The 25,451-nt window shown below is 65.4% G+C and carries 18 protein-coding genes; 9 read left to right on the forward strand and 9 right to left on the reverse strand.

Going from position 1 to position 25,451, the window contains the following annotated elements; all coding sequences use genetic code 11:
* Window positions 1-12 precede the first annotated feature (12 nt).
* The 3 genes from QA609_RS13100 to QA609_RS13110 are packed head-to-tail and all read right to left on the reverse strand — an operon-like array spanning window position 13 to window position 2,875.
* Window positions 13-891 (reverse strand): hypothetical protein, encoded by an 879-nt coding sequence (locus QA609_RS13100; RefSeq protein WP_278303062.1) that lies wholly within the window; start codon window positions 889-891, stop codon window positions 13-15.
* A 2-nt stretch (window positions 892-893) separates the two neighbouring features.
* Complete coding sequence (locus QA609_RS13105; protein WP_278303063.1) at window positions 894-1,400, reverse strand: hypothetical protein; 507 nt, start codon at window positions 1,398-1,400, stop codon at window positions 894-896.
* Complete coding sequence (locus QA609_RS13110; protein WP_278303064.1) at window positions 1,397-2,875, reverse strand: DUF58 domain-containing protein; 1,479 nt, start codon at window positions 2,873-2,875, stop codon at window positions 1,397-1,399. The genes QA609_RS13105 and QA609_RS13110 overlap by 4 nt, the downstream gene beginning before the upstream one ends.
* 131 nt (window positions 2,876-3,006) lie before the next feature.
* On the opposite strand from QA609_RS13110, the gene QA609_RS13115 reads away from it, so the two are divergent.
* Window positions 3,007-5,502 carry a hypothetical protein gene (locus tag QA609_RS13115; protein WP_278303065.1) on the forward strand — a complete coding sequence of 832 codons (2,496 nt, stop codon included), beginning with the start codon at window positions 3,007-3,009 and terminating at the stop codon, window positions 5,500-5,502.
* Between the two features lie 52 nt (window positions 5,503-5,554).
* A complete protein-coding gene (locus tag QA609_RS13120; RefSeq protein WP_278303066.1) occupies window positions 5,555-6,598 on the forward strand; it encodes a DUF1616 domain-containing protein in 1,044 nt (347 codons plus the stop codon).
* Window positions 6,599-6,660: 62 nt separating this feature from the next.
* On the opposite strand, the gene aglF is transcribed toward QA609_RS13120, so the two are convergent.
* Entirely contained in the window at window positions 6,661-7,395 is a 735-nt protein-coding gene (gene aglF / locus QA609_RS13125; protein WP_278303067.1) for a UTP--glucose-1-phosphate uridylyltransferase AglF, read from the reverse strand.
* 436 nt (window positions 7,396-7,831) lie between these two features.
* Here aglF and QA609_RS13130 point away from each other — a divergent pair, with 436 nt between their 5' ends.
* Together QA609_RS13130 and QA609_RS13135 are read left to right on the forward strand one after the other, a co-directional pair.
* Entirely contained in the window at window positions 7,832-8,938 is a 1,107-nt protein-coding gene (locus QA609_RS13130; RefSeq protein WP_278303068.1) for a hypothetical protein, read from the forward strand.
* Between the two features lie 1,405 nt (window positions 8,939-10,343).
* Entirely contained in the window at window positions 10,344-11,375 is a 1,032-nt protein-coding gene (locus QA609_RS13135) for a DUF354 domain-containing protein (protein WP_278303069.1), read from the forward strand.
* Here QA609_RS13135 and QA609_RS13140 read toward each other — a convergent pair.
* On the reverse strand, window positions 11,344-12,555 hold the full coding sequence (locus tag QA609_RS13140) for an agl cluster protein AglQ (RefSeq protein WP_278303070.1): 1,212 nt from the start codon (window positions 12,553-12,555) through the stop codon (window positions 11,344-11,346). The two genes, QA609_RS13135 and QA609_RS13140, sit on opposite strands and share 32 nt — an antisense overlap.
* A 302-nt stretch (window positions 12,556-12,857) precedes the next feature.
* On the opposite strand from QA609_RS13140, the gene QA609_RS13145 reads away from it, so the two are divergent.
* Window positions 12,858-13,487 carry a metal-dependent hydrolase gene (locus QA609_RS13145; protein WP_278303071.1) on the forward strand — a complete coding sequence of 210 codons (630 nt, stop codon included), beginning with the start codon at window positions 12,858-12,860 and terminating at the stop codon, window positions 13,485-13,487.
* A 638-nt stretch (window positions 13,488-14,125) separates the two neighbouring features.
* Window positions 14,126-15,001: an ATP-grasp domain-containing protein gene (locus tag QA609_RS13150; protein ID WP_278303072.1), complete on the forward strand. Its 876-nt coding sequence runs from the start codon at window positions 14,126-14,128 to the stop codon at window positions 14,999-15,001.
* A 138-nt stretch (window positions 15,002-15,139) separates the two neighbouring features.
* Here the strand turns inward: QA609_RS13150 and QA609_RS13155 are convergent, their stop codons facing one another.
* Entirely contained in the window at window positions 15,140-16,012 is an 873-nt protein-coding gene (locus tag QA609_RS13155) for a formyltransferase family protein (RefSeq protein WP_278303073.1), read from the reverse strand.
* Window positions 16,013-16,419: 407 nt separating this feature from the next.
* Here QA609_RS13155 and QA609_RS13160 point away from each other — a divergent pair, with 407 nt between their 5' ends.
* Entirely contained in the window at window positions 16,420-17,232 is an 813-nt protein-coding gene (locus QA609_RS13160) for a GNAT family N-acetyltransferase (RefSeq protein WP_278303138.1), read from the forward strand.
* 224 nt (window positions 17,233-17,456) lie between these two features.
* Here QA609_RS13160 and QA609_RS13165 read toward each other — a convergent pair whose 3' ends face one another.
* From QA609_RS13165 to QA609_RS13175, 3 genes are all read right to left on the reverse strand, one after another.
* On the reverse strand, window positions 17,457-19,067 hold the full coding sequence (locus QA609_RS13165) for an alkaline phosphatase family protein (RefSeq protein WP_278303074.1): 1,611 nt from the start codon (window positions 19,065-19,067) through the stop codon (window positions 17,457-17,459).
* A 203-nt stretch (window positions 19,068-19,270) separates the two neighbouring features.
* The gene (locus QA609_RS13170) at window positions 19,271-20,875 is read right to left on the reverse strand and encodes a hypothetical protein (RefSeq protein WP_278303075.1); all 1,605 of its coding nucleotides are present in this window, start codon (window positions 20,873-20,875) and stop codon (window positions 19,271-19,273) included.
* Complete coding sequence (locus QA609_RS13175) at window positions 20,872-21,360, reverse strand: hypothetical protein (RefSeq protein ID WP_278303076.1); 489 nt, start codon at window positions 21,358-21,360, stop codon at window positions 20,872-20,874. Before QA609_RS13175 ends, QA609_RS13170 begins: the two co-directional genes overlap by 4 nt.
* A 1,096-nt stretch (window positions 21,361-22,456) precedes the next feature.
* Between QA609_RS13175 and QA609_RS13180 the strand changes: the two genes are divergently transcribed.
* Complete coding sequence (locus tag QA609_RS13180) at window positions 22,457-23,638, forward strand: sugar phosphate nucleotidyltransferase (RefSeq protein WP_278303077.1); 1,182 nt, start codon at window positions 22,457-22,459, stop codon at window positions 23,636-23,638.
* A complete protein-coding gene (glmS, locus tag QA609_RS13185) occupies window positions 23,638-25,431 on the forward strand; it encodes a glutamine--fructose-6-phosphate transaminase (isomerizing) (protein WP_278303078.1) in 1,794 nt (597 codons plus the stop codon). The genes QA609_RS13180 and glmS overlap by 1 nt, the downstream gene beginning before the upstream one ends.
* The last annotated feature ends 20 nt before the right edge of the window (window positions 25,432-25,451 follow it).

Consider the following 25,451-nt stretch of genomic DNA (forward strand, 5'->3'; position numbering starts at 1 on the left):
GGAGTCGATCGGCTACTCGAGCGAGTACCGACACGTAACCAGCCACGTCGCGCGGTCGTCGCCCGGAACCGCGTCGACGCTCACGGGTTCTCCGAGTCCGACGGCGATCCCGACCGCGAGAAACGAGGCGACCGGGTTGTCGAACCGATCGACGTCGCCGAAGGCGGCGCCGGTGATCGCGACCGTGATTCGTCCGTCGGTGGCGTCGACGTCGGCGGCGGCGCTCGTGGCGAGTTCGAACACCTCGACGAGGCCGTCACAGAGCTGCGAGGCGACTCCGCCCGGGGTTTCGGCGACGGGTGTGGTTCGCATCCGATCGAACTCCCGATAGAGTGACATCCCGGTCGGTTCGAGCAGGAGGCCCCGTTCGTCACCGTCGACGACGATCGGTCCGGAGTCGGGCGACGGGAGCCGGTACTCGCGGAGCAACGGAACGAACAGGCGAGCCGATCGGGGCCGGTCCTCGGGAACGGGAACGTAGACCGCGTCGGCGTGCAGGCCCAGGTCCGCCCCGATCGCGGCCATGTTCGACGCCAGGGCCGCGTACACTCGCTCGCCGACTGCCGCTGAGACGACCCGTTCGGGTGTGAGGTAGTAGATCGACACGCCCGCGAAGATCCCGATCCCGCCGAGGACGAGGAACACCGCCCGTTCGGCCGGGAGGACGAGCCCGGCGAGCAATGCCAGGACGCCGATCCCACTCAGGGAGAGCGCAGTTCGGCGGTACTTACTCCGGTGTACTCGCGCGTACTCCGTCCGAAGCGCACTGTTCTCTGCCTCGAGCACTGCGATCCTGGCCGCGAGGTCACCAGCGTGCGAGGAGGCTCCTTTCTCCGCCGTTTCGATAGTCGGTGTCGTCTCGGTCGCGTCGTCGTGTCTCTGTGTCGTCATGGCTATCTCGTTGCGCTCGCGTCTTCGGTTTCGCTCGACTGCTCGATACCGTCGCCCACCTCGAGGCAGGCGACCCCGTGGAGAACGTATCCGACCAGTCCGATCCCACCGAGAATCGCGGCGGCGGTGAGCCAAACCCGTCCTCGGGTAGCCCCGACCGACGCCAGCCCGCCGAACGCGAGCGACGCGAACACGCTCATCGCGATCACGCGCGCCGAACCGCCCCAGGTGACGGTCGTCGAAACGACGAGGATACCCAGGAGAACGGCGACGCCGACGACCGCCGGTTCGAACTCCGGGACGAGGACGACGAGACAGATCGTCGCCGCGGCGACGGCGTACGGCACGTCCGAGACGTACCAGACGCCGGCCACGAGGATCCCGAGTCCGACCCCGACCGCACCTCCGACGAGGCCGAACGCGGCGACCAACGCGGCGACGACGGTCGCCTCGAGCCAGCGCCGTCGGAGCGGGCGTCGATTCCGAATCGACTCTCGAACGGCGATCACCGTCGATCACCCCGCGAGCGATCGCGACCGGTCGCGAGGACGGTCGACAGCCGATCGTCGGGTGCGACCTCCAGCGCGCGCACACCGCCACACCGGTCGAGGTCGCGGCGTAGCTCCTCGAAGGCGACGTAACGGTCGTACGTCCCCTCGAGATCGGCGAGTCCGTCGCCCTCGAACAGCACCGTCGGCGCGAGCAACACGAGCACGCGGCGGTCCCGCGCACGGAGCGTCGTTACCGACTTCCAGAGCGACCGCGGCGACGAGTCGTCCGTACAGAGCACGGCCAGACGAACGTCTCCCAGGGTGCGGAGGACACCGTTTAGCTCCCCCTCGCGGGAGTCGGCCGCGGTCGCTCGGTCGGCGTGGACCCGCGAGAACGACCGCAGCGATTCGACGAACGCTCCGGTCGGTTCCGTCGCCGGATCGTCCGACGGTGAGTAGTCGGCGGGAATCCGCGACCGGGCGACCGTGGGGAGGCCGTATCCCGCTGCCGAGCGGCCGAACGGATCGTAGTTCGACGACCGACGGACGGGCGGGGGGTCCGTCGTTCCCAACTCGAGCAACCGTCGGCGAACTCGCCGGTGCACTCGCGCCGACGCCGCCGGGTCGATACGGGTGCCGACGCCGTCGTCGTCGAGCGTCACGAGCCCGATCGGGTCGCCGAACCGCCGGGCGTCCGTCGACACCGACAGCGCGGCCTCCCGTAGATACTCCTGCGGTGTCGACCCGATCCCGGCGGTCCGACAGCTCGTGCGGAGATCGACGACGAGCAGGGTCGGTCGGTTCGAGTTCCGCTCGAGATCGCGGACGTACGTTCTCGAGAGTCGCGCCGTCGCGTTCCAGTCGATCAGCCCGACCGAATCGCCCGGAGAGTACTCTCGAACGGAGTCGAACTCCGGTCCCGATCCGACCCACCTCGAGGGACGGCCCCCGCGGGTCGTCGTCGCTCGCGTCCCTCCGGTCCCGACGTGAACTGCCGGCGGACCTCGGGGTTCGACCGTCACCGAGAGCGACGATGCCACCGCGATCGTCTCCCGAAACCAGCCGTCCGTGAGTTCGACCGTCACCGGTCCGAACCGGTGTCGACCCGCGACCGGCCACGTCGCCTCGATCGCCCGTTCGGTCCGGCGGTCGCCCCGCTCGAGCGACGCGACCAGCGGACCGTCGCGTCGGACGCCGGGCGGGACCCGTCCCTCGGCGGACACCGCCAGTGGAACCGGCTCGGCGGCACGGACGGTGAGCGCGGCCGAAGCGCGATCCCCCGCTCGAACTCGAGCGTCTTCGGTCGAGTACGAAACCGTCAGCGAGGAGGTCGTCGCGGTACACAGTTCCGAAAACCGGTACTGCCGGGCCAGGATCCACGCTCCGATCAGGGCCGTTCCGAACAGCAGCTCCGGTCGGGCGAAGACGATCGCGCAGGCGGCGAGAACCGTCGCGAGGAGGGCCGTCGCCCACAGCGTGGGTGTCGGACGCATACCGGGTACAGTGTCCCAGCAGGGTGTTGAACCTACTGGTCGGGCGGCCGGAGACGCCGCTGTGAGACCGGCGACGCGGCGATGAGGCGTCGAGAGCATACCTTTTTGGTCCGATCGGCGGAGGTAGGCGTGTGCCACGGAACGTTCGCCACCGTGCAGTACTAGCGATCCTAGTCGCGTGTCTGTTCCTAGCGACGGCCGGGAGCGTCGGTCCGGCAGTCGGCGATGGATCGGTCGCCGCGTCGGCATCGACCGGGACGACCGCGAGCGACGCGGATCTCCGCGCTCCTCCCGACGCGTACGAGGACGATCGCAGTCAGCGGGAGACGCTGTCCTGGCTGTCGAACCACCTCGGGGATCGGCTGGGCACCAGCGCCGAGTCGACCGCCGAGGGAGAGTTCGACCGGGCGCTCGAGCCGATCGACGAGGGGTACGACGCTCGCCTCGAGCAGTTTACGACGGTGAACGACGAGCTCACCACCGAGGAGATCGCGTCCGACGCGGCCGACAACGCGTCCGCGCGCACCGACGTCCGGGTTTACGTCCCGCTGTCGACGGTGCTCGGCGAGGAGGTGGCAGTCACCGCTATGATCACCAACTACGACGCCGACCCCGTCGAGACGACGGTGACCTACGAGGTCGGTGACGAGACCGCCGAGGAGACGGTCTCGGTCGACAGCCTGCAGACCGAGGAAATCTCGGTCTCGCTCGACGCGACCGAACTGGGCGAGGGGGAGCACCCGTGGGCGGTTACGGCGGACGGCCACACCGAGCGAGGCGAGCTGACGATCTACGCTCCGGAGGAGCGCGCGGGCAACGGGACGGAAGCCGACGCCGAAAAGGGTCCGACCGAGGCGTTCGAGGATGCTGCGGCCGACCAGGAGGCGTTCGTCGAGCACGTCCGGGAGTACCAGCGGACGCTCTCGGCGTACGAAACGGCTCGCCAGGAGGGCGACGCGGAGCGGACGCGGGAATCCGCCAGAGCGCTCGACGCGCTCGCCGAGCGGATCGACGAACTCGGCGGCGCCGTCCTGGGCAACTACGACGTCATCGAGTACCAAACCGACGCCTCGCTGTCGGAGGCCGCCGGAAGCATCAACGGGATCGTCGCCGAGATCCGGGAGGAACAGGCGGAGATCTCCGACGACGTCCCGTTCGCCGAGACGTCCCTCGAGATCGAGGCCGACGGCGGGACGGCGTCGATCGTCGATCCGGTCGAGTTCACCGGGCGGCTGACGACGACCGACTCGGCCGTCGCGAACGAGGAGCTCCGACTGCAGGTCGACGAACAGGATATCGAGGTCGAGACGGACGACGACGGGGAGTTCTCCGTCGAGTACCGACCGACGGCGACGACGACTGCGGGGCCGGCGACGATGACGGTCACGTACGTCCCGGATCCCGGAACCGATCGCCTGCAAAGCGAGACGACGGTAGACGTCGTCATCGAGCCGGTCGACGCGACGATTCCGACCCTCGAGACGTCCGACGCCGTCGCGTACGGGGACGACCTCGAGGTGGCGGGTGAGGTGACGATCCCGGACGCCGACGGGGACGTTCCCGCGGCAGTCTTCGACTCCGTTCCGATCCGGGTCAGCGCAGGCGACGAACCGCTCGGCGAGATCGACGCCGAGGACGGGAGCTTCGACGGCTCGGTACCCGTTCCCGCGTCGGTGGCTGCCGGAGAGCAGCCCCTTACCGTCCGACTGGCGCTCGAGGAGCGTGCGCTGACGCCGGCCGAGGCGACCGCTCCGATCGACGTCGCGGAGACCGCGACCGACATCGAGTTCGAAGCGGTGGCCCGTGGCGACGAGGTCGCTCTGAACGGGGCGCTCGAGACGACGACGGGCGATCCCGTCGAGAACCAGTCGGTGACGATCGACGCCGAGGACGGGGGAACGGCGACGGTCACGACCGACGTCGACGGCGCGTTCTCGGTGTCGGGCCCGGAGCTAACTGACGGGTCGGCGGACGGGAGCCGAATAGCCGCCAGCTACGATGGAACCGGGACGAACCTCGGCGACGCGACGTTCGTCGCGACGGTCACGGCTCCCGGGACCGAGGCCAGTGGCACCAGCCCCTTCACAGCGCCCGTTCCGGCGGGTATCTCCGTCCTCGAGATCGTCTCGGGTATCGGGCTGTTGGTCGTCGTCGTCGGCGTGCTCTGGTTCTGGGGAGGACGAAATCGACGGGCGCTCGCGGCGGTCGGCGACGCGTTGACCGGGGGACGTGTGCGCGACTCGAGCGCGCGATCGACCCGACGGCCGAACCCGTCTCTCGACGGGAACGTCTCGGCGTCGACGCTGCTCTCGCTGGCCCGAACCAGACGCGAGCGCGGTGATCCGGATCTTGCAACCAGAATCGCCTACGCAGCCGTTCGCCGGGCGTACGACTCGTCGTTCGAGAACGCGAGGGGACTCACCCACCGGGAGTTCTACCGCGTCGCGAGCGAGCGCGCCGGCGACGAGCGGATCGACGAACGCCTCCGGACGGTGACCGAAGCGTACGAACGGGCCGCGTTCGGTACCGAACCGGTCTCCGACGCGCTCGCCGAGCGGGTCCTGTCGTACGTCGCCGACCTCTGTCGGCAGTTCGACGCCGACCGACGAATCGACGCGGACGACTAAACTCTTTGTTCGCGACCAGCTTTTTATCGTCTAGCGGCGAACGGAGCGGTGCATGGGGATCCGAGAGTCGTTTGGAGCGCTTCGTTCGGGACAACGTCGGCGGCTGCCGGCCGATCTGGCGGTCGTACTGGCGGTTACGGTGCTCATCAACGCCTTCGTCTTCGTCCCGGTCGTTCGGGAGACACCGCTTCGCCGCCCGCTGGGGCTCGCGTTTCTCCTGTTCGTTCCGGGATACGCCCTGATCGCCGCACTGTTTCCGGAAGCCGACGGCTCGCTCGCCGGCGGGGAACCGTCGGAGGAGACGGCCACGGGATTCCTCCCGACGTCGATGCCGTCGGGAATCGACTGGATCGAACGCCTCGCGCTCTCGTTCGGCTCGAGCGTCGCGCTCGTCCCGCTGATCGCCCTCGGACTGAACCTTACGGTCGGGACCCTCGGTCTCGAGTCGGTCGTACTGGCGCTCACCGGGTTCACGGTCGTCGCGGCCGCGGTCGCAAACGAACGCCGTCTCGAACTCCCGCCCGACGAGCGGTTCGCCGTTCCGTACCGCGAGTGGTACCGGCTCGGGCGGCAATCCGTGTTCGAACCCGAAACGCGCTTCGACGGCGTTCTGAACGTCGCTCTCGCCCTCTCGCTCGTGCTTGCGGCCGCGACGCTCTCGTTCGGAATCGCGTTTCCGCCGCAGGGCGAGCAGTTCTCGTCGATCGCTCTCCTCGCGGAGGACGACGACGGCGAGTACGTCGCTGCCGGATACCAGACGGCGTTTACCGAGGGCGAGAGCGCGGAGTTCGTGATCGATATCGGGAACCACGAGCGCGAGACGACCGACTACACCGTCGTCGTCCTCGAGCAGGCGACCGACACCGCGGACGGCGAGACGGTGGTCACGGAGCAACGGGAGCTCGATCGGCTCGAGACGACGATCGCTCACGGCGACTCGGCGGCTCTTCCCTTCGAACTCGCCCCGACGCTGACCGGCGACGACGTTCGTATCGTCTGGTTGCTGTACGGCGGCGACGTCCCCGACCAGCCGTCGACAGGGACCACCGACTACTACGTCCACCTCTGGATCGACGTTGCGGAGACCGACGGCTGAACGCGCTCGAGGCCGACGGTTCGAGTACGCGGCCGACGAACGGTCGCCCTCGAGGTGGGCGGCTACAGCTCGTTGAGGACCTCCGGGCCGTTCACGAGGAACTCCTCGGCTCGCTCGCGGTCGGCCGGATAGCCGACGTCGACCCGCCAGCCGTCCATCCGGATCGCGTCGATCGTCCGCCCGGACTGGAGCAACAGGTCGATCGCGTCCGGGAGCTCGTACTCCCCTCGGTCGGAGGGCTGAACGAGCTTACAGGCGTGGAAGATCGCGGGGGAGAACGTGTAGAACCCCGTCATCACGAGGTTCGACGGCGGCTCGTCGGGCTTCTCGACGACTTCGACGATCTCGCCGTAGCGGTTCGTGTCGAGGACGCCGTACCGCGAGGCCTCGTCGTAGGGAACCTGCTCGACGAGGAAGGCGGCGTCGGCCCGGTCCTCCCGCTGGCGGTTGACGACGTCTCGCAAGTTGGCCCGGAAGACGTTGTCGCCGAGCATCAGCGCGAAGTCCCCCTCGACGTACGGTTCCGCCCGAAGGATCGCGTGTGCGAGCCCCAGCTGCTCGCGCTGGTGGGCGTACACGATCGGGACGTCCTCGTAGGAATCGCCGTACCGTTCGATGATCTGCTGTTTGCGGTAGCCGACGACGACGACCAGCTTCGTCGCGCCGACCTCGAGCAGGTTGTCGAACACGTCCTCGATCAGCGGCTTGCCGTCGACTTCGACGAGCGCCTTCGGTTTCGTCTCGGTGAGCGGTCGCAGGCGACTCCCCGTACCCGCCGCGAGTACAACTGCGTGCATGACTACGTCCTTCCTCGAGCGAGTATATCAGCGTTTTCTGCCCGCTATCCGTTCGTCGTTCGAACAGCCTCGATACCGATCCGACGTGGGTCGGTCCGCCTCGGTCCTAGTCGGCCTAGTGCCCTGCAGCTCGGCTCTCCGGTCTAGTCCTAGAACGTCGGCGACGAGCGGGGCGGGCGACGACCGATCCGGGCGTCGACACGGCAAGTTCCGCGGTTCCGATCGGATTTCGACGTCGGCCTCGACGGGTCGTTTCCCTCAGCAGCTAGAGATAACGGAATCGGTATAAAAATAAAGATGTATTACACGAAATCGAATCTCGGAACGGACAACGCAACCAAGAGATATTCTACCCCCACACTGTACGGTACAGCCGAAAAAAGTATAACTTCCAGGTCGGTGACCTACCAGTCGATGTTACAGGGTAGGTGTGACAATGAGCAACTCGTCTAACGCGACCGAAGTACCGAGCGGGAGTCAGCCGAACGTTCCGCGGGCGATCATCCACAAGAAGGTCCTCGACGCTGCCGAGTCGAACCCGAACGCCTCGATGGAGCAGCTCGCGGAGCAGATCTCCGGGGCGTCGCTGTCTATCGTCGAGCGCGTCCTCGCCGAGTACGGCGATCCCGCAGCCCCGGACGACGAGGGCGGCGAGAACCTCGAGAAGGAAACGGATGACGCCAGCACCGAACTCGAATCGGATCTCACGATCCACCAGCAGTCGATCGGGGTCGACCCCGGTAGCAAGCAGGGACCGTTCGAGGCGATCGCGGACGGAGACGGCTCGAAGACGGACACGAATACGGGCGAGGAGATGATACCAGAACCGGAGACCCGGAAGGAAGACGGAATCGACGAGGAGAACGGGGAGCCGCCGGCAGTCTCGCCGTCGGATCTCACCGAGAAGCAGCTAGAGACGATGCAGGTCATCGCTACGCGGCCGGATGCGACTCAGGTGGAACTCGGGGAGCGTCTCGGCGTAACGAGTGCGACGATCAACCAGCGGATCAACGCGATCGACGGCTTCCAGTGGTCGAAGCGCCACGAGTTCGTCGACGACCTGTTCGAGGAGACTCCCGTCGTCGAAATGGAGGAGGCATCGAACGAGACCGATTCCGCATCGGCCGCGGATTCGGTCGACATCCCTATCCAGGCCCAGCTCGAGTCGGGGCGCTCCGCGGACGCGGCCGCCCGGGACTCGAGGGAAGCCCTGGTTCGGCTTCAACACGACGGGGGTGAGAACTCCCCCGAGCGGTCGAATTCGGAGACGGACGCCGACCGCTCCTGTGTCGACGAGGAACTCGCCCGTGCAACCACCGACTCGCTCGAGGAGCTCACGGATCGGTTGATCGAGCTTTCGCGCCGGATCGAGACGCTGGAGCGACGTTCCGAGGAGCCCCGACCCGGGTCGGTTCCCGCCCGCGCCGATCCGGAGCTGACCCACAAGATCGTCCACGCCTGCCTCAACGCCGACAACATCTCCGAGTCGGAGGAGTTGCAGATCCTCAAAACGATCTTACCCTCCGAAACGACCGAGCAGTAGCGTCCGGTCGCGTCCCCCTTCGATCGGCGGCGCCGACACGGCGTCGGCGATTCGTCTCTCTCCCCTCGTCGCGAGGACGGAACCTGCGAACGTCGTCCCGCCTCGAGCGGATCGACCGCCGGAGGACAACTAGGGGTGGTTTTCCTCGGATCTCTCGCTACGTTCGGCATCCGTTGCAGGGTGAAACGGCGGATTTTGTACGCGATGGCGAGCAGACGCCCGGCGGCGGTTCGGGTGAACGTCTCGCTGTCCCACGTGAGGGGGTCGAAACTACGATCGGCAGCATTCGCCCGACCGTGCCCCGGATCTGTAGCGGCTCGAGTCCGTTCGCGAGACTGACAGCCGCTTACCTTCGATTATAGCCGGCTCGAACTCGGCGTAACTCCCAGTTACCACCACCTCGATTCTATTACGACAGTATGGATGTAAACCAACTCCGAGGCGGCGTCGTTGTATGAGTTACCTTACCACGGGAATCGTTCGGGCGCTCGGGTACACGGCGAGTTTATCGGTGAAAAGGTTTCTTCACGGCGGAAACGGCTCGCCCACCGGGTCTCTCGAGGGGTGAAACCGATCGGTCGCAGCACGTCGGCGGTTTCGTGCCGTCGTCCACGGGTTTCACGACGGACGCCGTCGCCTCCGTCGAACGGGAGAGTCGGCGTCGATTTCCGTCCGCGAAACCGTCGTCAGCGGCGGTCTGGTCGAATACATCACTTGTTACTGACTATCGCCTCAGGCTATCTCGAGGGAAAATCACAAACGCGGCTCGATACCCCGACCTCACACTATCCGGACTGATTCGGTCCAGCGTTGCAGCCCGGGGGATAGCTCTCGAGGGCCGCTCCGGACACAACTCCGATCGAAGACGACTGGGGAGTTTCCGAGAGGGGACACTGCTCGCTCGGCGAATCCTCCCTGGAAAAAGGACCGTTGACGGGCGCCAGCGGTCGGCGAACTCGACCAACGGCCCGAGCAGAGCGGAGTCACACCGGTCGCCGGACGGGAGCGATAGCACTCGGTCGGCGGCTCGTCGAGCCGTTGCCCGGGGTAGCCGGCGTGCAGCACGGACACTATCGCTGAGTGCCCCCAGGAAGCACGCTGTCCCGTAGCGACGAGGTGGGTCTCGGCTCCCGACCCCGCCTTACCGGTAGCCGCAGAGAGAGGGACGGTCCGCTCGAGCGGGAGCGGTCGGCCGCGCTCGCAGACCTCGCCGCTCCGCCGCGGTCGGTCCGTCCGGCACGACCGGTCATTGGCCGAGAACCTTTTCGGACTATGCGTACGACAACTATTAGTCGTCGCTGCTGGTGGAAGGATCCGTGAGAGCCGATCGTCGATTCGGAGGTCGATCGCACCGCCAGCTGTGCCGACAAGAGCGTCCCCGTGTTCGGAGCTCCAGGTGGTGACGATGCGAGTCCTCGTACAGGTGAACCATCCCGCCCACGTCCACTTCTTCCGTCCGTTCGTCGAGGGAGCCCGATCGGAGGGACACCCGGTCCACGTCATCTCGACGAACCGTGGTATCACCCCGACGCTGCTCGATGCCTACGGGATCGACCACGAGGTCGTACTCGACCCCCTCCGATCGAACTTCGCGGCGCTTGTCAACCAGCCCCAGCTCACGCTTCGTACGTACAGGAGCGTGCGACGGTTCGACGCGGACGTCCTCACGGCGATCGGCGGAACGTCCGTCGCTCACGTCTCGACGATCGCCAGCGCGAAGTCGGTCGTGTTCTACGATACGGAGCACGCGACGATCCAGAACGCGGTAACGTACCCGTTCGCCGATCGGGTTTACACGCCGACGTGTTACCAGGGAGAGATCGGCTCGAACCACGTTCGCTACCCCGGCTACCAGGAGCTTGCGTACTTGCACCCGAATCGGTTCACTCCCGACCGAACCGCGGTTTCGGAGGCGGGGCTCGACGAGGACGAGCGGTTCGTCATCCTCCGGTTGGTCTCCTGGGACTCGCTTCACGATGTCGGCGACAGCGGCTTCGCGAACGTCGCCGACGTCGTCTCGGCGCTCGAGGACACCGGCGTTCGCGTGTTGATCACCTCCGAGGCGCCCCTTCCGGCGTCCCTCGAGGACCGTCGAGCCGCCGTCCCGCCCCACCGGATGCACCACCTGCAGTACTACGCCGACGCGTACATTGGCGAGAGCGCGACGATGGCGACCGAGAGCGCCGTTCTGGGCACGCCTGCGGTCTTCATCTCCTCGAGTCGACGTGGATACACCGACGAGCTCGAATCGAAGTACGGGCTCGTCTTCAACTACGACGACGAGCGGCGAGAGGAACGCGGCCTTCGGAAGGCCCTCGAACTGCTGGACGACTACGACGACGAGGAGTGGGCGGCGAAGCGAGCGCGACTCCTGGACGAGAAGATCGACACGACGGCACTCCTGTTCACGGTGCTGCTCGGGACGCCCGAACCCTAAGGTTCGGGAGTCGTGTCGCCTGGTACAGCCTGGCGGTCATCGTGGTCGGATCCGGCGTGTTCCGGGCCAGCCGCGACGACGCCGGATCGTAACAGCGGGTCAGCTGCCGGGACACCCACCGCGCCTGCTCCTCGCGGGACGGATCTCCGTCGAACACCTCGAGGACGTACGGCACCTCGAACCCGGGCGGGTTGTAGGGGTAGCCGTACTCGTTGTCCTCGAGCGCGGCCGCGTACGTCTCCGAGCGCATGTACGACAGCGCCGCCTCGAACGTCTCGCTGCTCCAGAACGGATCCTCGGGGTAGACCTCCCCGAGAAGGGCGAACGCGTACATGTTGAAGGAGTGGTAGCCGATCGCCTTCTCGCGCATCGCCGATCGACGCAGTGGCGCCCGACGGACGGGAAACGCCGGATGATCGACGATATCTCGGAGGAGCTGAACCTCGGTGAGTCCGCTCCGGCCGATCGTCATCAGGAAAAAGAGGCGTCCGCGTTCGTCGACCCGGAGCACCCGGAGACGCCGGGCGAGCGACTGGTTGGCGTCGACCGCGTGAGTAATCAGACCGTCGGGGTAGAGTCCGACGTTCCGCGGGACGTTGTCGAGGAACCGTCGCACCCTGCGATCCACTTCGGGCACGTTTCCGCACGAGCGCGAGAGGAGCGCTCCGGCGGCGGCGAACCATAGCTGGTGGTTGAACGTTCCGTCGAGCGACAGCACCGTTCCGTCGATCTCGACGCGCTTCCAGAGTCCCAGTTCGTCGTCGAACGGGTGCGCGAGAAACACCGTACGTGCGACCTCGGCGGGCCTCGGGTCCTCGAGCGCCGCGGCGGCGGCCGCCAGCGCCTCGATCGTCCACGCCTGTCCGATGAGGCCGTTACAGCCGTTCTTTTTCGGTTCGGTTCGGTGGTGAAAGGTTGCCGATCCGGGACGAGCCTCCTCGCCGAGCAGGTAGCCCGTCGCGTCGGTCGCGGCCTCGAGGTATCGGTCGTCGTCGGTAGTGTCGTAGGCGTGCAGGAACGTCACCAGCCAGTGGCTGGTGTTCCGGACCGGCGTCTCGGGGTCGTGGTAGGGACCGTTGTGTCCCGGCGGCATCGAGCCGTCGGGACGCTGCGTTTCGACCGCGCGGCGGGCGGCTCCTTCGATAACGTCGTAGAGGTCTATGTGATCGTTCGAACTCATGGATTGAGCGAGAACCTGACGTCGACCCGCGCGTCCATAAGTGGTCGTAGCCGCTAGTAGCGAGTTCGGACAACGGATCTCAGGCCAGCCACCCGGATCCGAGCGCTAGTACTAGGAAGCTGCTCGACTCGCCGGAATCGCTTCGATCGGAAGCGCACGAGTCGCAGCTTCGATCGGAACTCCCCGGAAAATCCCCGTCGGTCGCCGACTCGAGTGACCGTTCGACGATCCACTCCATCGCTCGGTACTCGGACACTAGGAAAACGCTTTTGCGCTCCAGTCGCCCACACGATAGAACCGTCATGATGCCCTGGGAACACGCGATCGTGGGCTATCTCGGTTACTCGGTTTTCGTTCACGTCATCTATCGAGATACTCCGACGAGCAGGGAGACGCTCGTCGTCGTCTTCGCTTCGGTGCTGCCCGATCTGATCGACAAACCGTTGGCCTGGGAGTTCGGCGTGTTTTCCAGCGGCTACGCGATCGGACACTCGATTTTCTTCGCGGTCCCGCTCTCGATCGCCGCCGGTTTGGTCGCCTCGGCTCGAGGTCGGCCCCGATACGGGTTGGCGTTCGGGATCGGCTATCTTCTCCATCTTCCGGCCGACGTGTTGCCGACCCAGCTGCGTACCGGTCGGTCTCCGGTTTATCGAATCATCTGGCCGTTTCAACCGGACGAGAACGACGGAGAGACGGGAACCACGGGAGAAAGCGACGACTCCGGGTTCGCGGAGACGTTCTTCGAGAACATCACGGAGTACGCACTCTACGTCAGCCAGTCGCCCGAGTCACCGTACACGTGGCTCGTCGTGGGGCTGCCGATACTCGGCGTACTGCTGTGGATCTACGACGGAATGCCGGTCGGGCGCGAGATCTATCTCCTCCTCCGTCGGACGACGCGGATCGTCTCGCGGTTCGTTCACCGCGAGTAAGAAGAGGAGTCGTCACAGTTCGTCGTTCGACGGCCGATCCGTCCGGCTCGGGGTCCGGGACAGGTAGACGAACGAACGGGTGGCAAAACGCTGAAGTAGATTGACGGACTCCTCCACGAGTAACCGTGACAACGGGGCGCAACGTACCACCGCCGATCGACTAGCTCGGATCCGCTGGTCGGGATCGACGGCGGCCCAACGCCGATACCGTCCGGAGTCGGCGAAACGGGTACCGCTGTGCTCGTCGATGACGCCGCCACCGAAGAGATGCCCTCGAAAATCACGACGAAAGGAACTAACAGATGAAACGAGCACTGGTCCTGGACGGACGGACGCTATCGAGTCTCGCGGTGTGCAGGTCGCTGGGCCGACGAGGGTACTCGGTTCACTGCGGTGATACCTTCGACTGGAACCTCACGAGGTTTTCCAAGTACGTCGCTGAATCGATCACCTACCCGTCGGCCCAAGACCGACCGACCGATTTCATCGAGGTACTGCTCGAGCGGGTGCGCAGTGTCGACTACGACGTCCTGATACCGACTCGGGACGCGACGACCCAACGGATAGCCGAACACCGGGAGCAGTTCGAACGCTTCACGAACCTGTACGTGGCGGAGCCCGACGTGATGGATCGGTTTATGGACAAGGGCGAGACGATCAAACTCGCCTCTACCATAGGGACGCCGGTTCCACCGACGTACTTTCCGGAACGGATCGACGTCGATTCGATAGCATCCGAGGTTTCCTACCCCGCACTGATCAGACCTCGGCGAAGTTCCGGTTCGCGGGGCATCAGACGGGTCGACTCTCCCGACGAACTCCGCAGCGAGTACCCCTCGATAGCGTCCGAGTACGGCACGCCCATCATTCAGGAGTTCATCGAAAAAACCGGCTACACTACCGCGTGTGTCCTGTTAGATGACAACCAGAACGAAATCGCATCCTTCTCGTACGAACGGGTGAAGGAGTACCCGCTCAGTGGCGGTCCGACGGTCGTCGGAGTGAGTACGGACGATGCTCGAGCGAAGCAGTTCGCAATCGACCTTCTCGAGGAAGCGGGGTGGAAGGGTCCCGCCGAAGTCGAGTTCATCATCGACGAGGACGGACGACCACGTCTCCTCGAGGTGAACCCGAGGTTCTGGATGCCGGTTCACCTCGCGGTCGTTTCCGGCGTCGACTTTCCGTATCTCGTCGCGGAACTGGCTCAGAACAATCCGGTAAATCGCCACGAGAGGTACGACACCGGAGTCACGTACCGATGGGTGCTTCCGAACGAGATACTCCGTCTCATCGATTCCGGCGACAGGGTTCCCGACTTCGTCGACATGGTCCGGTTTTGGGACGGGACGGTCTGCTACGGTGTTCTCTCGGCTACCGACCCCTCTCCCGTGGTCGGAACCGCCGTACAGAGCGTCCAGTTCTTGCTGGATAGGGACAAAAGGGACGCGGTCTTGAATCGTGACACGAGCGGAGGTACCGCCGAGGCCGCGAGAGCCCCGTCGAGAAAGCAGTAGTCTCCACGAGTGGAGCGTGAGGAACCCCGTTCGAGTTCCGCATTCGGCACACGTGCGCTTCCTCCGACCTTCCATCGAAGCGTCTCAGCGTTGGTAGACGGGAGGCGTGCGGTGTCGGAACCCCCCGTGCTCGAGCGATCAACGCGTCGAGAGGCTCGAGCCGGCTCTCCCCTTCACGTTCTTGAGGAGCGTCCGACCGGCAAACGAGATGCTCTGACGGGACTGTGTCGGATAGTACGGTCCGAGCGAGTCGGGCTCTACCGGTTCGAACGACGGGTCGCGGAGGTTCTCGAGGCCTTCGACGAGGACCGTCGGAAACAGATCGTAGACGTTCTCGTAGGCCTCCCAGAGCGTCGGACACTCCGTGACGTCGGTTTCGCCGCAGGCGACGATCCTTCCGCCGTCGATCTCTTCGGTCAGCTGCTGGAGCGTGACGCCGATGGTGTCGCGGTCGTCGATCCAGGCCTGGGGTGTTCCGAGCCCGCGGTATCGTCTGATATCTGCCGGGTGGAAGCTCAAAACACCGTACTCGGGTGCGCTGAGAACGTCACCCGCGATCAATCCGAACCCGAATCTGACGGCTACGTCGCAGTTTGCCTCGATCAGATCGACCGTCGGAGAGGGGAGCTCGATCCAGTTCCCATCCGTGATCGGCGTTACGTGGCGAATCTCTGCATCCGAAAAGCAGGAGACGGCCTCTACGGGAACGCGGTTCGTGGACGGAAAGTCGGCCCCGAACTGTTCGGTGATCTTCTTTTCGGCGTACACGAGCGCCCACGCTCGTTCGCGGAGAAGGTAGTTGGTGAAAGCCCGAACAGTTGCGAAGCCGATTCGCCCGTTCGCCGCGCTCGCCTTCAACTCAGGGTCGATATCGGGAGCGTCCGGGTTACTGACGACAACGAGGGAGATGTCGATCCCGAGTTCGGCAACTGCGTTCTCGAGGGATCGAACCTGATACGCTCTCAGATACGGATCGGCAAGCACACAGAGGTCGTTTGGGGCAGAGGTCATGCGTCGTGCAACTCGCTGGTTCACCGCTGCGTATATAGAGATTGCAGCGTCCGCACGACTAGTACCGACGAAAGCGAATTACCGGATCGCAGGACAGCTGCCCCGGTACGTTGCAGTTATAAATAGCCGAGAACCGTACCTGCCGAGGCACGGATATGGAGATACGAGAGCTCGAATTCGACGAATGGGAAGAGATGCTTCCGGATACTGGCTTCGACGTGTTTCACTCGACGGAAGCACTCCGGCTTCTGAACAGGCACACTACCGCTGATCTGCATCTGCTCGGGGGGTTCAAGGGTCAACAACCGATCGGACTGTTCCCGGTGTTCGAACGAAACTACACGGTCGGACGGCTCGTCAGCTCTCCACCACTGGGGTACGGAGTCGTCAGACTCGGTCCGTTAGTGATGCCGACCAGTCCGAAACCGCGGAAGCGCGAATCCGTGAACAAGAAATTTGTTCGGAGCGTTATCGAACACCTGGAAGCGAACAGCAGGTCGACGCTCTTCCGCATCGCGTGCGATCCCCGGTACGGGGATCCCCGTCCGTTTCGGTGGACCGGTTTCAGCATCGAACCCTCGTTCACTTACCAACTCGATCTCGAGTCGACTACTCCCGACGACGTACTACACTCGTTCAGTAGTGACCGACGCAAGGAGATCCGGAACTGGGACGACGACCTCCTCGTCGTTCGGACGGGAGGGATGCGGGACGCAAAGCAGACGTACGAATCGATACGGGCGCGGTATCGAGAGCAGAATCTGAAAGTTCCGCACGAGTGGGCGTTTGTTCGTGACCTGATCGAAACGCTCGACGACCGGGTTCGGATGTACGTAGCCGAAACCGCCGAGGGGGAGTTCGTCAGCGGAGTGCTGGTCCTTTACTCGAACGATACGGCGTACAACTGGAAGGGGAGTACGAAAAACGCAAACAACGACTTCCCGGTGAGTCCGAACAGCGTGCTTCACTGGAGGATCATCGAAGATATTCTCGAGGATCCGGCGCTGGACTCGATCGAACGGTACGATATGTACTCCGCGAACGAAGAACGGTTGTCCCCGTACAAGAGTTCGTTCGGTGGAAAGCTGGAACCGTACTACATTATCGAGTCGCCCGGCCTGGGACTGAAAGCCGCCAAGGGTGCCTACCAGTTGGCTGCTCACGGAAAAACTCCGTTCGGGCGGAGTCCGGTAAAATCTCTAAACCTCCTCGGTAACTGATGAAGCGACGGACGAAACGAGCGCTGGCGTTCTCTCCCCGCCGGCTCGTCGAGCACGACCGGAGCCCATGAGGTACGGGAGTTTCCGATGACGCCGGACACGTGTTCAGCGACAGTTTCCACTCTCGTCCCGTGAGCCACAGCCCCATCCGTGCTACACCGTACGACGAATACCGGTACCCGCTCGAGTCGTCCGCCGGCGAGGAGAGGCGTTCGATCCGCCTCTCACTCGAGATACCCTAGATCGGCGAGGCGCTGCTCGACGGTGGTGCTGTCGGTGCGAGCCGGTTCCTTCGGTTCGAAGGACACGTACTCCGTCCGTCCGATCGGCTCGACGATCGGAAGCGGCGCTCCGTCCATTCGGTCGCTGCTCGGGAGACCGAAGGTCGCCAGTACCGTCGGTGCGATGTCGAACACGTGGGGGTCCGTGAGGGTCGCGTCCGTCTCGACGCCCGCTCCGCCCGCCATGACGATCCCGTCGAGTTTGTGCTCCCACGGTTCGGTCGGCTCGCCGAAGCGACTCTCCTTCAGGTTCGCTACCAGGAACTGGTCGAACCCGTTCGGAACGGTCACGATATCGGGTGCGTCCTCGAGGTACGGACCCTCGTAGACGTCCTCGCGCGGGTATACGCCCTCGAAAACCGGATCACCGTCGGGCGTCGTCACTCCCTCGAGGACGTCGATCACCGCGGTTCGGGTTCGCTCGTACTCCGTAGGGGACACGACGCCCGCCGGCTCTCGGCCCTCGAGGTTGAGTCGAACGCCCATCTCGGTTCGCGAGCGCATGTACGCGACCGACGACGCGAAGTCGACCTGTTCGCCGCCCGCCCTGACGACGTCGTCCGGCGCGAGTTCGAGAACGACGTCGTCGATCCCCAGTCGCTTCGCCGCGGCGCCGATGCGCTGGCTGGTGATACCCGCCCGGGCGAGCCCCTCGACCGCTCGCTCGAGGACCGTCGGCGTCGTCGACCCGCCGCTCTCACCTCGACGCGATCGCTTCCGCGAGACGCTCTTCCAGGAGGGCATCCCCTCGCCCGAGGCCGTCGCGGTCACGAACCCCGTCTCGCGGAGGTAGTTGTTCACCCGGAACTCGTAGCCGTTCATCGGGCCGATTCCGTGGTCGCTGACGATCAGAACGACGTCCGGATCGCACGCGGTGAGGATCGCCCCAACCTCCCGGTCGATGGCCTCGAAGACGCCGCGGACGACGTCGTCGTCCCCCGGAAAGTCGTGGAAGACCGAATCGCACTGCTGGAACTGTACGAATCCGAAGTCGGGATCGTGTTTCTCGACGAGCGTTCGGAACGCCACGCCGCGCATCCGGGTGAGCCGCTCGTAACCGCGTACGCGCTCGCGCTTCGTGGTGCTCGCGCCGGGGGTCTCGGTGTAGAGTCTGTACTCCCCGAGTTCGGCCTCGAGCTCCGTCCGGACGCCGCTCGGGTGACAGTCGGCCTCCTCCGGGGCGGTGTAGCCGGGAACGAGGACGCCGTCGAACCGTCGTGGCGGGTGCGTGACCGGGACGTTGAGGACGACGCTGGTGTACCCCTCCATCGACAGGAGCTCCCAGACCGCGTGCTCCTTGACGTGGTCCCGGTTCGCGATGGTCCAGTCGTAGCCGTCGAAGCGGAGGAAGTCGTACACGCCGTGTTTGCCGGGGTTGACGCCGGTATAGATCGACGGCCACGCGCTCGGCGTCCACGGCGGCAGCTGCGACTCGAGCGGTGCGGCGGCGCTTCGATCGCGGAACCGTCCGATGTTCGGAACGACGTCCCTCTCGATCAGTGGATCCAGCACGGGGAATCCGACTCCGTCTAACCCGATCACGAGCGTTCTCATACGGCCCTCCACAGCACGCCGTCGGTGATAAGTGGTCTCTAGGATCGAACGGGCGTGTCCGCCGCAACCGAGCCGAAGATCACCTCGATCGGCGACGACGGGATCGCGGGACCGCAGCGGCGGTCGTCGGGATCGCCCGAGAAGCGGAGCGAGCGACTAGTGGACTAGGGTCGATTCGAGGAACACTCGAGCGCTCCGCCCTCTCACCACTCCCGTCCGTGCAGGTGTACCGACGCCCCCTCGCGAAAGACGGCGCCCTCGGTGAACAGCTCGATCGTCTCGAGTTCGCCCGCCGTCTCCCGCGAGAGCCCGTGCCACAGGTCTGTCCCCTCGGCGAGATCCCGCCCGCCGACGGCCTGTGCGAAGATTCGATGCCGGCCTCCCGTCGTGTCGATTCGCACCTCGCCGGTGTAGTAGTGCTCGAAGGAGGTTCGCAGATCGTCCGTCAGCAGGATGCTGGACTCGTCGTCGTGGACCTCGCCGTCCGTCGTTCGGAACTGGTACTCGTCGTCGTCGTTGCCGTTCAGCCGCATCCGAAATGCTTCGTCGTTGTCGTCCGCGAGGCGCAGCCCGTCGAAGCCGAGGTAGTACGCGTCGAAGGAGCCGGGAACCTCGAGTTCGACCTGGGACTCGCCGGCGAGGTCGACCGTCGCCAGCCGCTTTCGCTGGGAATCCTCGGCGATGTTCGCGGTGACGAACGAGCCGTCCTCGGCCTCGAGGGTCGCGAGGACGAGTTCGACCAGTTTCGCCGTCGTCCCCTCGAGACTCCCCGACACCGCGAGGTCGGTCTCCAGTTCGGTCCGGTCGCTGAACTGTCGCATCGCGCTGAACTCGCCGAGTTGCCACGCCTGGGTCGCCGTCACGCCGCGGCCGTTCACGAGTTCGGCCCTGACGTAGCTCCCGAGTTCGTCGGTGATCCGGACGGTTGGACCCGTTTCGACGACGACACCGTCGCTGATCCAGCGTGTCTCGTCGGCGTCGCTCGACTCGATCGAGAGGGTACCGCCGACCACGTCTACGTCGATCGAGTCGACCGACGGGACCGACGGTGAGCGACCCTCGTCGAACGGGTCGCGTTCGTGTGCGAGGAGCCGTCCCCGGGTGATCGCCTCGACGATCGCCGCCCGAGAGTCCGCCTGTTCGGCGGGGTCGTAGCGCTCCGGCTCGAGGAGGACGCTCGTCCACCGGCGATCGACGTCCTCTCCGACGACGAACTCGTCTCGAGGATCGTCCGCGCCGAACGCCAGTACATCCCCTCGGACGTTCGCGAGCAGTTCGTCCCACAGCTCGACTGCATCACCGTCCCAGCCGTTGTACACCTCGACGCCGACGAGCCCCCGCTCCCGGGAGAACGCCACCAGCTCGTCCTCGTACCGACCCCACTCGTCCGGGTCGGCGTACCCCTGCGGGTGCGCGTATACCGCCAGCGCGCGCGGCTCGTCGAATCGTCTCCGGCCGAGAATGTGGCGGATCGTCTCGGATCGGGGATCGTGCGCGTGGATCCTCGAGTCGTCGATTGTCGAGAACAGCGCGTGGACGTGCTCGTTCGGACGGGACTCCATCGCGGGGAAGGCGATCACGCCGTCGGCTTCGGGATCGATACCCTCGTCCTCGAGCGGCCAGACGGTCTCCCCGACGCCGTTGATAGACATGACGTCGTAGCCGAGTTCCCCCACGTACAGATCCCAGACGTCCCTCGGCGTCTCGTGTTCGTCTCCGCGCGGATGAGCGTGGATCTCGGTTCGATACTGCTCGACGGACTCCCAGTCAACGTCGCGGTACGGATCGCCGACGATGCCGAACGTCATGGGTTCGAAGTCGGGTCGAACGCGATCCGAAGGTGCGGTTCGCCGTCGTCGGTTTCGTCCTCCCGGATCGTCGAGTGATCGCCGACGTGGGCCGAGTCCGTAACCCGAACCGGCCGCTCGTCGACCGGCACCAGCGTCCCGTCGTCGTCCGTCTCCCACCGGTCGTCCCCTGTGACGAACTCGAGTCGAACCCACTCCGTTCCGGTGTCGCGGAGCACCGTTCCCGCGGGGTAGTCGGACCCGCCTTCCTCGACGTAGACGACTCGGTTTTCGATACCGGGGTCGGGAAGCGCGCCTTCGGAGTCGCGGTACCACTCGAGCCGGAGGTGAGAGCGTTCGGTATCCATCGTACTACTCCCCCGATCGACGCCTGTATCGCCGTCTCCCCTCGCGGCTGGAGTCGCTCCGAGGGCACCCGCGACGATCAGTGCGGTCAGTAGCTGTCTTCTGTGTAGCTCGATCGCGTCGGTTCGTGTGTCGGTCATCCATCGTCGCCTCCCGGCGGACGGACGGTCGGATCGGCTCGGAACGTGGGTCGTCCTCTCGGTACGAGCGGAACGCTGTTCGTGGGCATGGTCCCGGAGTACTTCGGGGCCGATCCAAATGAACATTGCGTGCCAGAGCTCACACAACGCGTGGAAAGCCGAGGGAACGACGCTCGTTACGTTTCGGCCGTCGGAACGATGATTTCGAGCGACCGCTTCGCTGGAAGCCCGACCGGTTCTGGCGGATACCGAACTACCAACGCGAGTGGAACGGCCGTACTCGCGGTATCAGCGTCCTCGATCGCACGGTATGTCAATAATATTCCTATCTGGAAATAGTATTGCAAAGTATATGGACATCCAAGGAGGGGGGTGCGGAGAAGCCGGACCAACAATTGGCGAGTAACGAGGGCGATAGCTCGAGCGTCGCGGAGGATAGACCTCTCCAAGTTCCGTTTGTCCTCGAGACGCGTCACGGGCTCGGTCAGTTGGGTGGTGATCGAACATTGCGTCTCTCGACAAGCGTGCATTCGGAATCCAGGTGTATGGAACCATTGAAGCGCTCCTCTTCCGGATAGTTGGCTACTCGATCGCCACCCTGCATCCTGATACCTAATATTGTGCTTTCTTTGGCATACTATCGTTGTTCCGAACTGGTAATTCTGCGCATTCGAGGGCGGAGAGGTTCGCGTCCGGATCTCCCGTTCGAACGACCCACCGTGCTCGCCGCTACCTCTGAGCTGTCGAATCGACGAGTCGGTACCACGGCGACGGGCGTCGAAACTGGTAATTCGGTATTATCGCCGCCAGTCACGAGTAATCGGTCGTAGACACCGTTCCGATCGATCGTCCGCGCGAAACGAGAGAGTGAAGTCGGCCGTGACGCCGTCACGGTCTCCTCGTCCCGACACGGATCGCAACCGTTTCATCCGAAATGCGACCGTCGACACCTCGAGTGACCGCCGGCCCGCACGGTGCTCTACGAGCGGGCCTCTACCGGTAACGGTGCGCCGGAACGCGATTCACGCCGTATATCGACGGTTGACTCGAGAGACTGTCGACGGGTCCCAAGAGGGCGCCGCATCTACTGCCGTGTATGTCGATCGACTCCGCGATCGTTCTGGCCGCCGGAGAGGGGATCCGGCTCCGACCCCTGACCCAGAACCGTCCGAAACCGATGCTGCCGGCGGCGACGAAACCGATCCTCGAGCACGTCTTCGACCAGCTCGTCGACGCGGGCGTCTCGGAACTCGTCGTCGTCGTCGGCTACCGGCGCGAGCGCGTTCAGTCCTACTTCGGCTCGACCTACCGAAACGTTCCGATCAGCTACGTCGTCCAGGAGAAACAGCTCGGAACTGGCCACGCCCTGCTCGCAGCCGAGTCCGAGGTAACCGGTACCTGTCTGGCGATCAACGGAGACCAGATCGTCGACTCTCGGATCATCGGCGACGTGGTGCGAGCTCACGACTCGAGCGCCGCCGCGACGGTCGCGTACCTCCATCGGCCGAACGTCCAGTCCTACGGCGGCGTCCTCGTCGAGGACGGACTCGTGACCGATATCGTCGAGAACCCGCAGGACGGGCGGGACTACCGACTCAACGCGGGCGTCTACGCGCTCGAGCCGGCGGCGTTCGACGGCGTTCGAGCGGCGGACTCGAGAAACGGGGAGCACCTCCTCGTCGACGGTCTCTCGACGCTCGTCGAAACCGGCGAGATCGTTCGGGGAGTCGCCTCGGAGGGGCTCTGGACCGACGCGACCTACCCCTGGGACCTCCTCGAGGTCTCCGCCGAACTGTTCGAGGCGGGGTTCGTCAACGGCGATCCGGAGATCGGCGGCCGAGAGGCGACGGTCCACGACGACGCAGTCGTCCGTGGTCCGGTCGTGATCGATCGGGACTGCGCGATCGGACCCGGGGCCGTCGTCGGTCCCGGCGTCTGCCTCGGCGAGAACGTGACGGTCGGCGCCAACGCCGTCGTCGAACGGAGCGTCGTCGACGCCGACACCACGATCGGCGCAAACGCGACCGTCGTCGAGTGCGTTACCGGAACCGGCGTCGCGATCGGCCCGGGATCGACGATCCCGGGCGGCCCGGGCGACGTCCGCGTCGGCGACACCGTCTACGAGGACGAAGCCCTCGGCGCATTGCTGGCCGACCGCGTTCTCGACCGCGGCGGTATCGACTACGTCCCCGGAGCACTCGTCGGGCCCGAAACGGACATCCAGACCGGGACGACGGTCCGCGGAACGCTCGCCGGCGGAACGGAGGTGCGTTCCTGATGTGTGGCATCATCGGATACGCGGGTGGACAGGCGGACCGGAACGTCGTCGAGGTGCTCTCGAGCGGACTCTCGAAGCTGGAGTACCGCGGCTACGATTCGGCCGGAATCGCGGTCGCTCCGGAGGTGTCGGTCTACAAACGGAAGGGCGAACTCGAGGCCCTCGAGGAGACGCTCCCCGACGGAACCGTCGACGCGCTGGCGGGAATCGGCCACACTCGCTGGAGCACTCACGGGCCGCCGTCCGACGAGAACGCCCACCCTCACACTGACTGTGAGGGCCGCGTCGCCGTCGTCCACAACGGGATCGTCGAGAACTACCGCGAACTTCGCGAGGAACTCGAGGCGGCCGGCCACGTCTTCGACAGCGAGACCGATACCGAGGTCATCCCCCACCTGATCGAGACGGCCCTCGAACAGGGTGCCGACGAGGACGCTGCGTTCCGGCAGGCGATCGAGCGCCTCGAAGGGAGCTACGCCGTCGCCGCGGTGTTTCACGGCCGGGAGGAGGTGTACGCGACGCGCGACCAGTCGCCGCTCGTGCTCGGTATTGACGACGGCTGCGCGCTACTGGCCAGCGACGTTCCGGCCTTCCTCGAGTACACCGATCAGGTAGTGTACCTCGAGGACGGGCAGTTCGCGACGATCAGACCCAGCGGGATCGAGGTCCGAGACGAGCGAGGGGCGCTCGTCGACGTCTCGGTCGAAACCGTCGACTGGGATCCCGAGGACGCGGGCAAGAGCGGCTACGACCACTACATGTTGAAGGAGATCTACGAACAGCCCCGGTCGATCCGGGAGTGTCTCCGCGGACGGCTCCGACCGCTCGAGGGGTCGATCGCGATCGAGGAACTCGACGGCCTGGCGCGGCCGACCGACGTGCAGTTCGTCGCCTGTGGCACATCTTACCACGCCTCGCTGTACGCCGCGAGACTGTTCCGCGAGCGAGGCGTTCGGGCGACGGCGTTTCTCGCGAGCGAGTACGACGTCGAGCGGCTCCCGCTCGACGACCGAACGCTGGTCGTCGGCGTCACTCAGAGCGGCGAAACCGCCGACACCCTGCGCGCGCTCCGGACCGCGAGCGGAGTCGGTGCGCAAACGCTCGCCGTCACGAACGTCGTCGGCAGCTCGGCCGCACGGGAGGCTGATCACGCGATGTACATCCGCGCGGGACCGGAGATCGGCGTCGCCGCGACGAAGACGTTTACCTCCCAGCAGGTCGCCCTGGCGACGCTCTCGAGCGCGCTCACCGACGACTGTTCGCGGCAGTTCGTCGAGGCGCTGCGCGAGCTTCCCGACGGGATCCAGTCGGTCCTCGATACCTCGAACGCGCGAGCCGTCGCCGAGGAGTACGTCGGCGCCGACGCCTACTTCTTTATCGGCCGGGGGTACGAGGCGCCCGTCGCCCTCGAGGGCGCCCTGAAGATGAAGGAGATCACGTACGAGCACGCGGAGGGGTTCGCGGCTGGCGAACTCAAACACGGACCGCTCGCGCTCGTGAGCGAGGCGACGCCGGTGATCGCGCTGGTCAACGGCCGGAAGAACACCGATCGGATGCTCGGCAACGTCACGGAGGTCGAGGCTCGAGGGGCGCCGATCGTCGCGGTGACGGACGATCCGGATGCGGTCGCGGGCCACGCCGATCACGTCCTTCGGGTCCCCGAGACCCACTGGCGGTTCTACCCGATCCTGGCGAACGTCCAGTTGCAACTGCTCGCCTACTGGGTCGCCAACCGACTGGGCCGATCGATCGACAGACCGCGCAACCTCGCGAAGAGCGTCACCGTCGAGTGATACGGTTTGCTGTACCGAGT

The organism is Natronococcus sp. A-GB7 (assembly GCF_029688865.1).
In the GTDB taxonomy this organism is placed as follows: domain Archaea; phylum Halobacteriota; class Halobacteria; order Halobacteriales; family Natrialbaceae; genus Natronococcus.

Excerpts from the sequence above, each read along its gene's own strand:
- QA609_RS13100 (WP_278303062.1), bottom strand. The coding sequence starts at position 891 with ATGACGACACAGAGACACGACGACGCGACCGAGACGACACCGACTATC.
- QA609_RS13110 (WP_278303064.1), bottom strand. The coding sequence starts at position 2,875 with ATGCGTCCGACACCCACGCTGTGGGCGACGGCCCTCCTCGCGACGGTT.
- QA609_RS13120 (WP_278303066.1), top strand. The coding sequence starts at position 5,555 with ATGGGGATCCGAGAGTCGTTTGGAGCGCTTCGTTCGGGACAACGTCGG.
- aglF (WP_278303067.1), bottom strand. The coding sequence starts at position 7,395 with ATGCACGCAGTTGTACTCGCGGCGGGTACGGGGAGTCGCCTGCGACCG.
- QA609_RS13130 (WP_278303068.1), top strand. The coding sequence starts at position 7,832 with ATGAGCAACTCGTCTAACGCGACCGAAGTACCGAGCGGGAGTCAGCCG.
- QA609_RS13135 (WP_278303069.1), top strand. The coding sequence starts at position 10,344 with ATGCGAGTCCTCGTACAGGTGAACCATCCCGCCCACGTCCACTTCTTC.
- QA609_RS13140 (WP_278303070.1), bottom strand. The coding sequence starts at position 12,555 with ATGAGTTCGAACGATCACATAGACCTCTACGACGTTATCGAAGGAGCC.
- QA609_RS13145 (WP_278303071.1), top strand. The coding sequence starts at position 12,858 with ATGATGCCCTGGGAACACGCGATCGTGGGCTATCTCGGTTACTCGGTT.
- QA609_RS13150 (WP_278303072.1), top strand. The coding sequence starts at position 14,126 with ATGGACAAGGGCGAGACGATCAAACTCGCCTCTACCATAGGGACGCCG.
- QA609_RS13155 (WP_278303073.1), bottom strand. The coding sequence starts at position 16,012 with ATGACCTCTGCCCCAAACGACCTCTGTGTGCTTGCCGATCCGTATCTG.
- QA609_RS13160 (WP_278303138.1), top strand. The coding sequence starts at position 16,420 with ATGCCGACCAGTCCGAAACCGCGGAAGCGCGAATCCGTGAACAAGAAA.
- QA609_RS13165 (WP_278303074.1), bottom strand. The coding sequence starts at position 19,067 with ATGAGAACGCTCGTGATCGGGTTAGACGGAGTCGGATTCCCCGTGCTG.
- QA609_RS13170 (WP_278303075.1), bottom strand. The coding sequence starts at position 20,875 with ATGACGTTCGGCATCGTCGGCGATCCGTACCGCGACGTTGACTGGGAG.
- QA609_RS13175 (WP_278303076.1), bottom strand. The coding sequence starts at position 21,360 with ATGACCGACACACGAACCGACGCGATCGAGCTACACAGAAGACAGCTA.
- QA609_RS13180 (WP_278303077.1), top strand. The coding sequence starts at position 22,457 with ATGTCGATCGACTCCGCGATCGTTCTGGCCGCCGGAGAGGGGATCCGG.
- glmS (WP_278303078.1), top strand. The coding sequence starts at position 23,638 with ATGTGTGGCATCATCGGATACGCGGGTGGACAGGCGGACCGGAACGTC.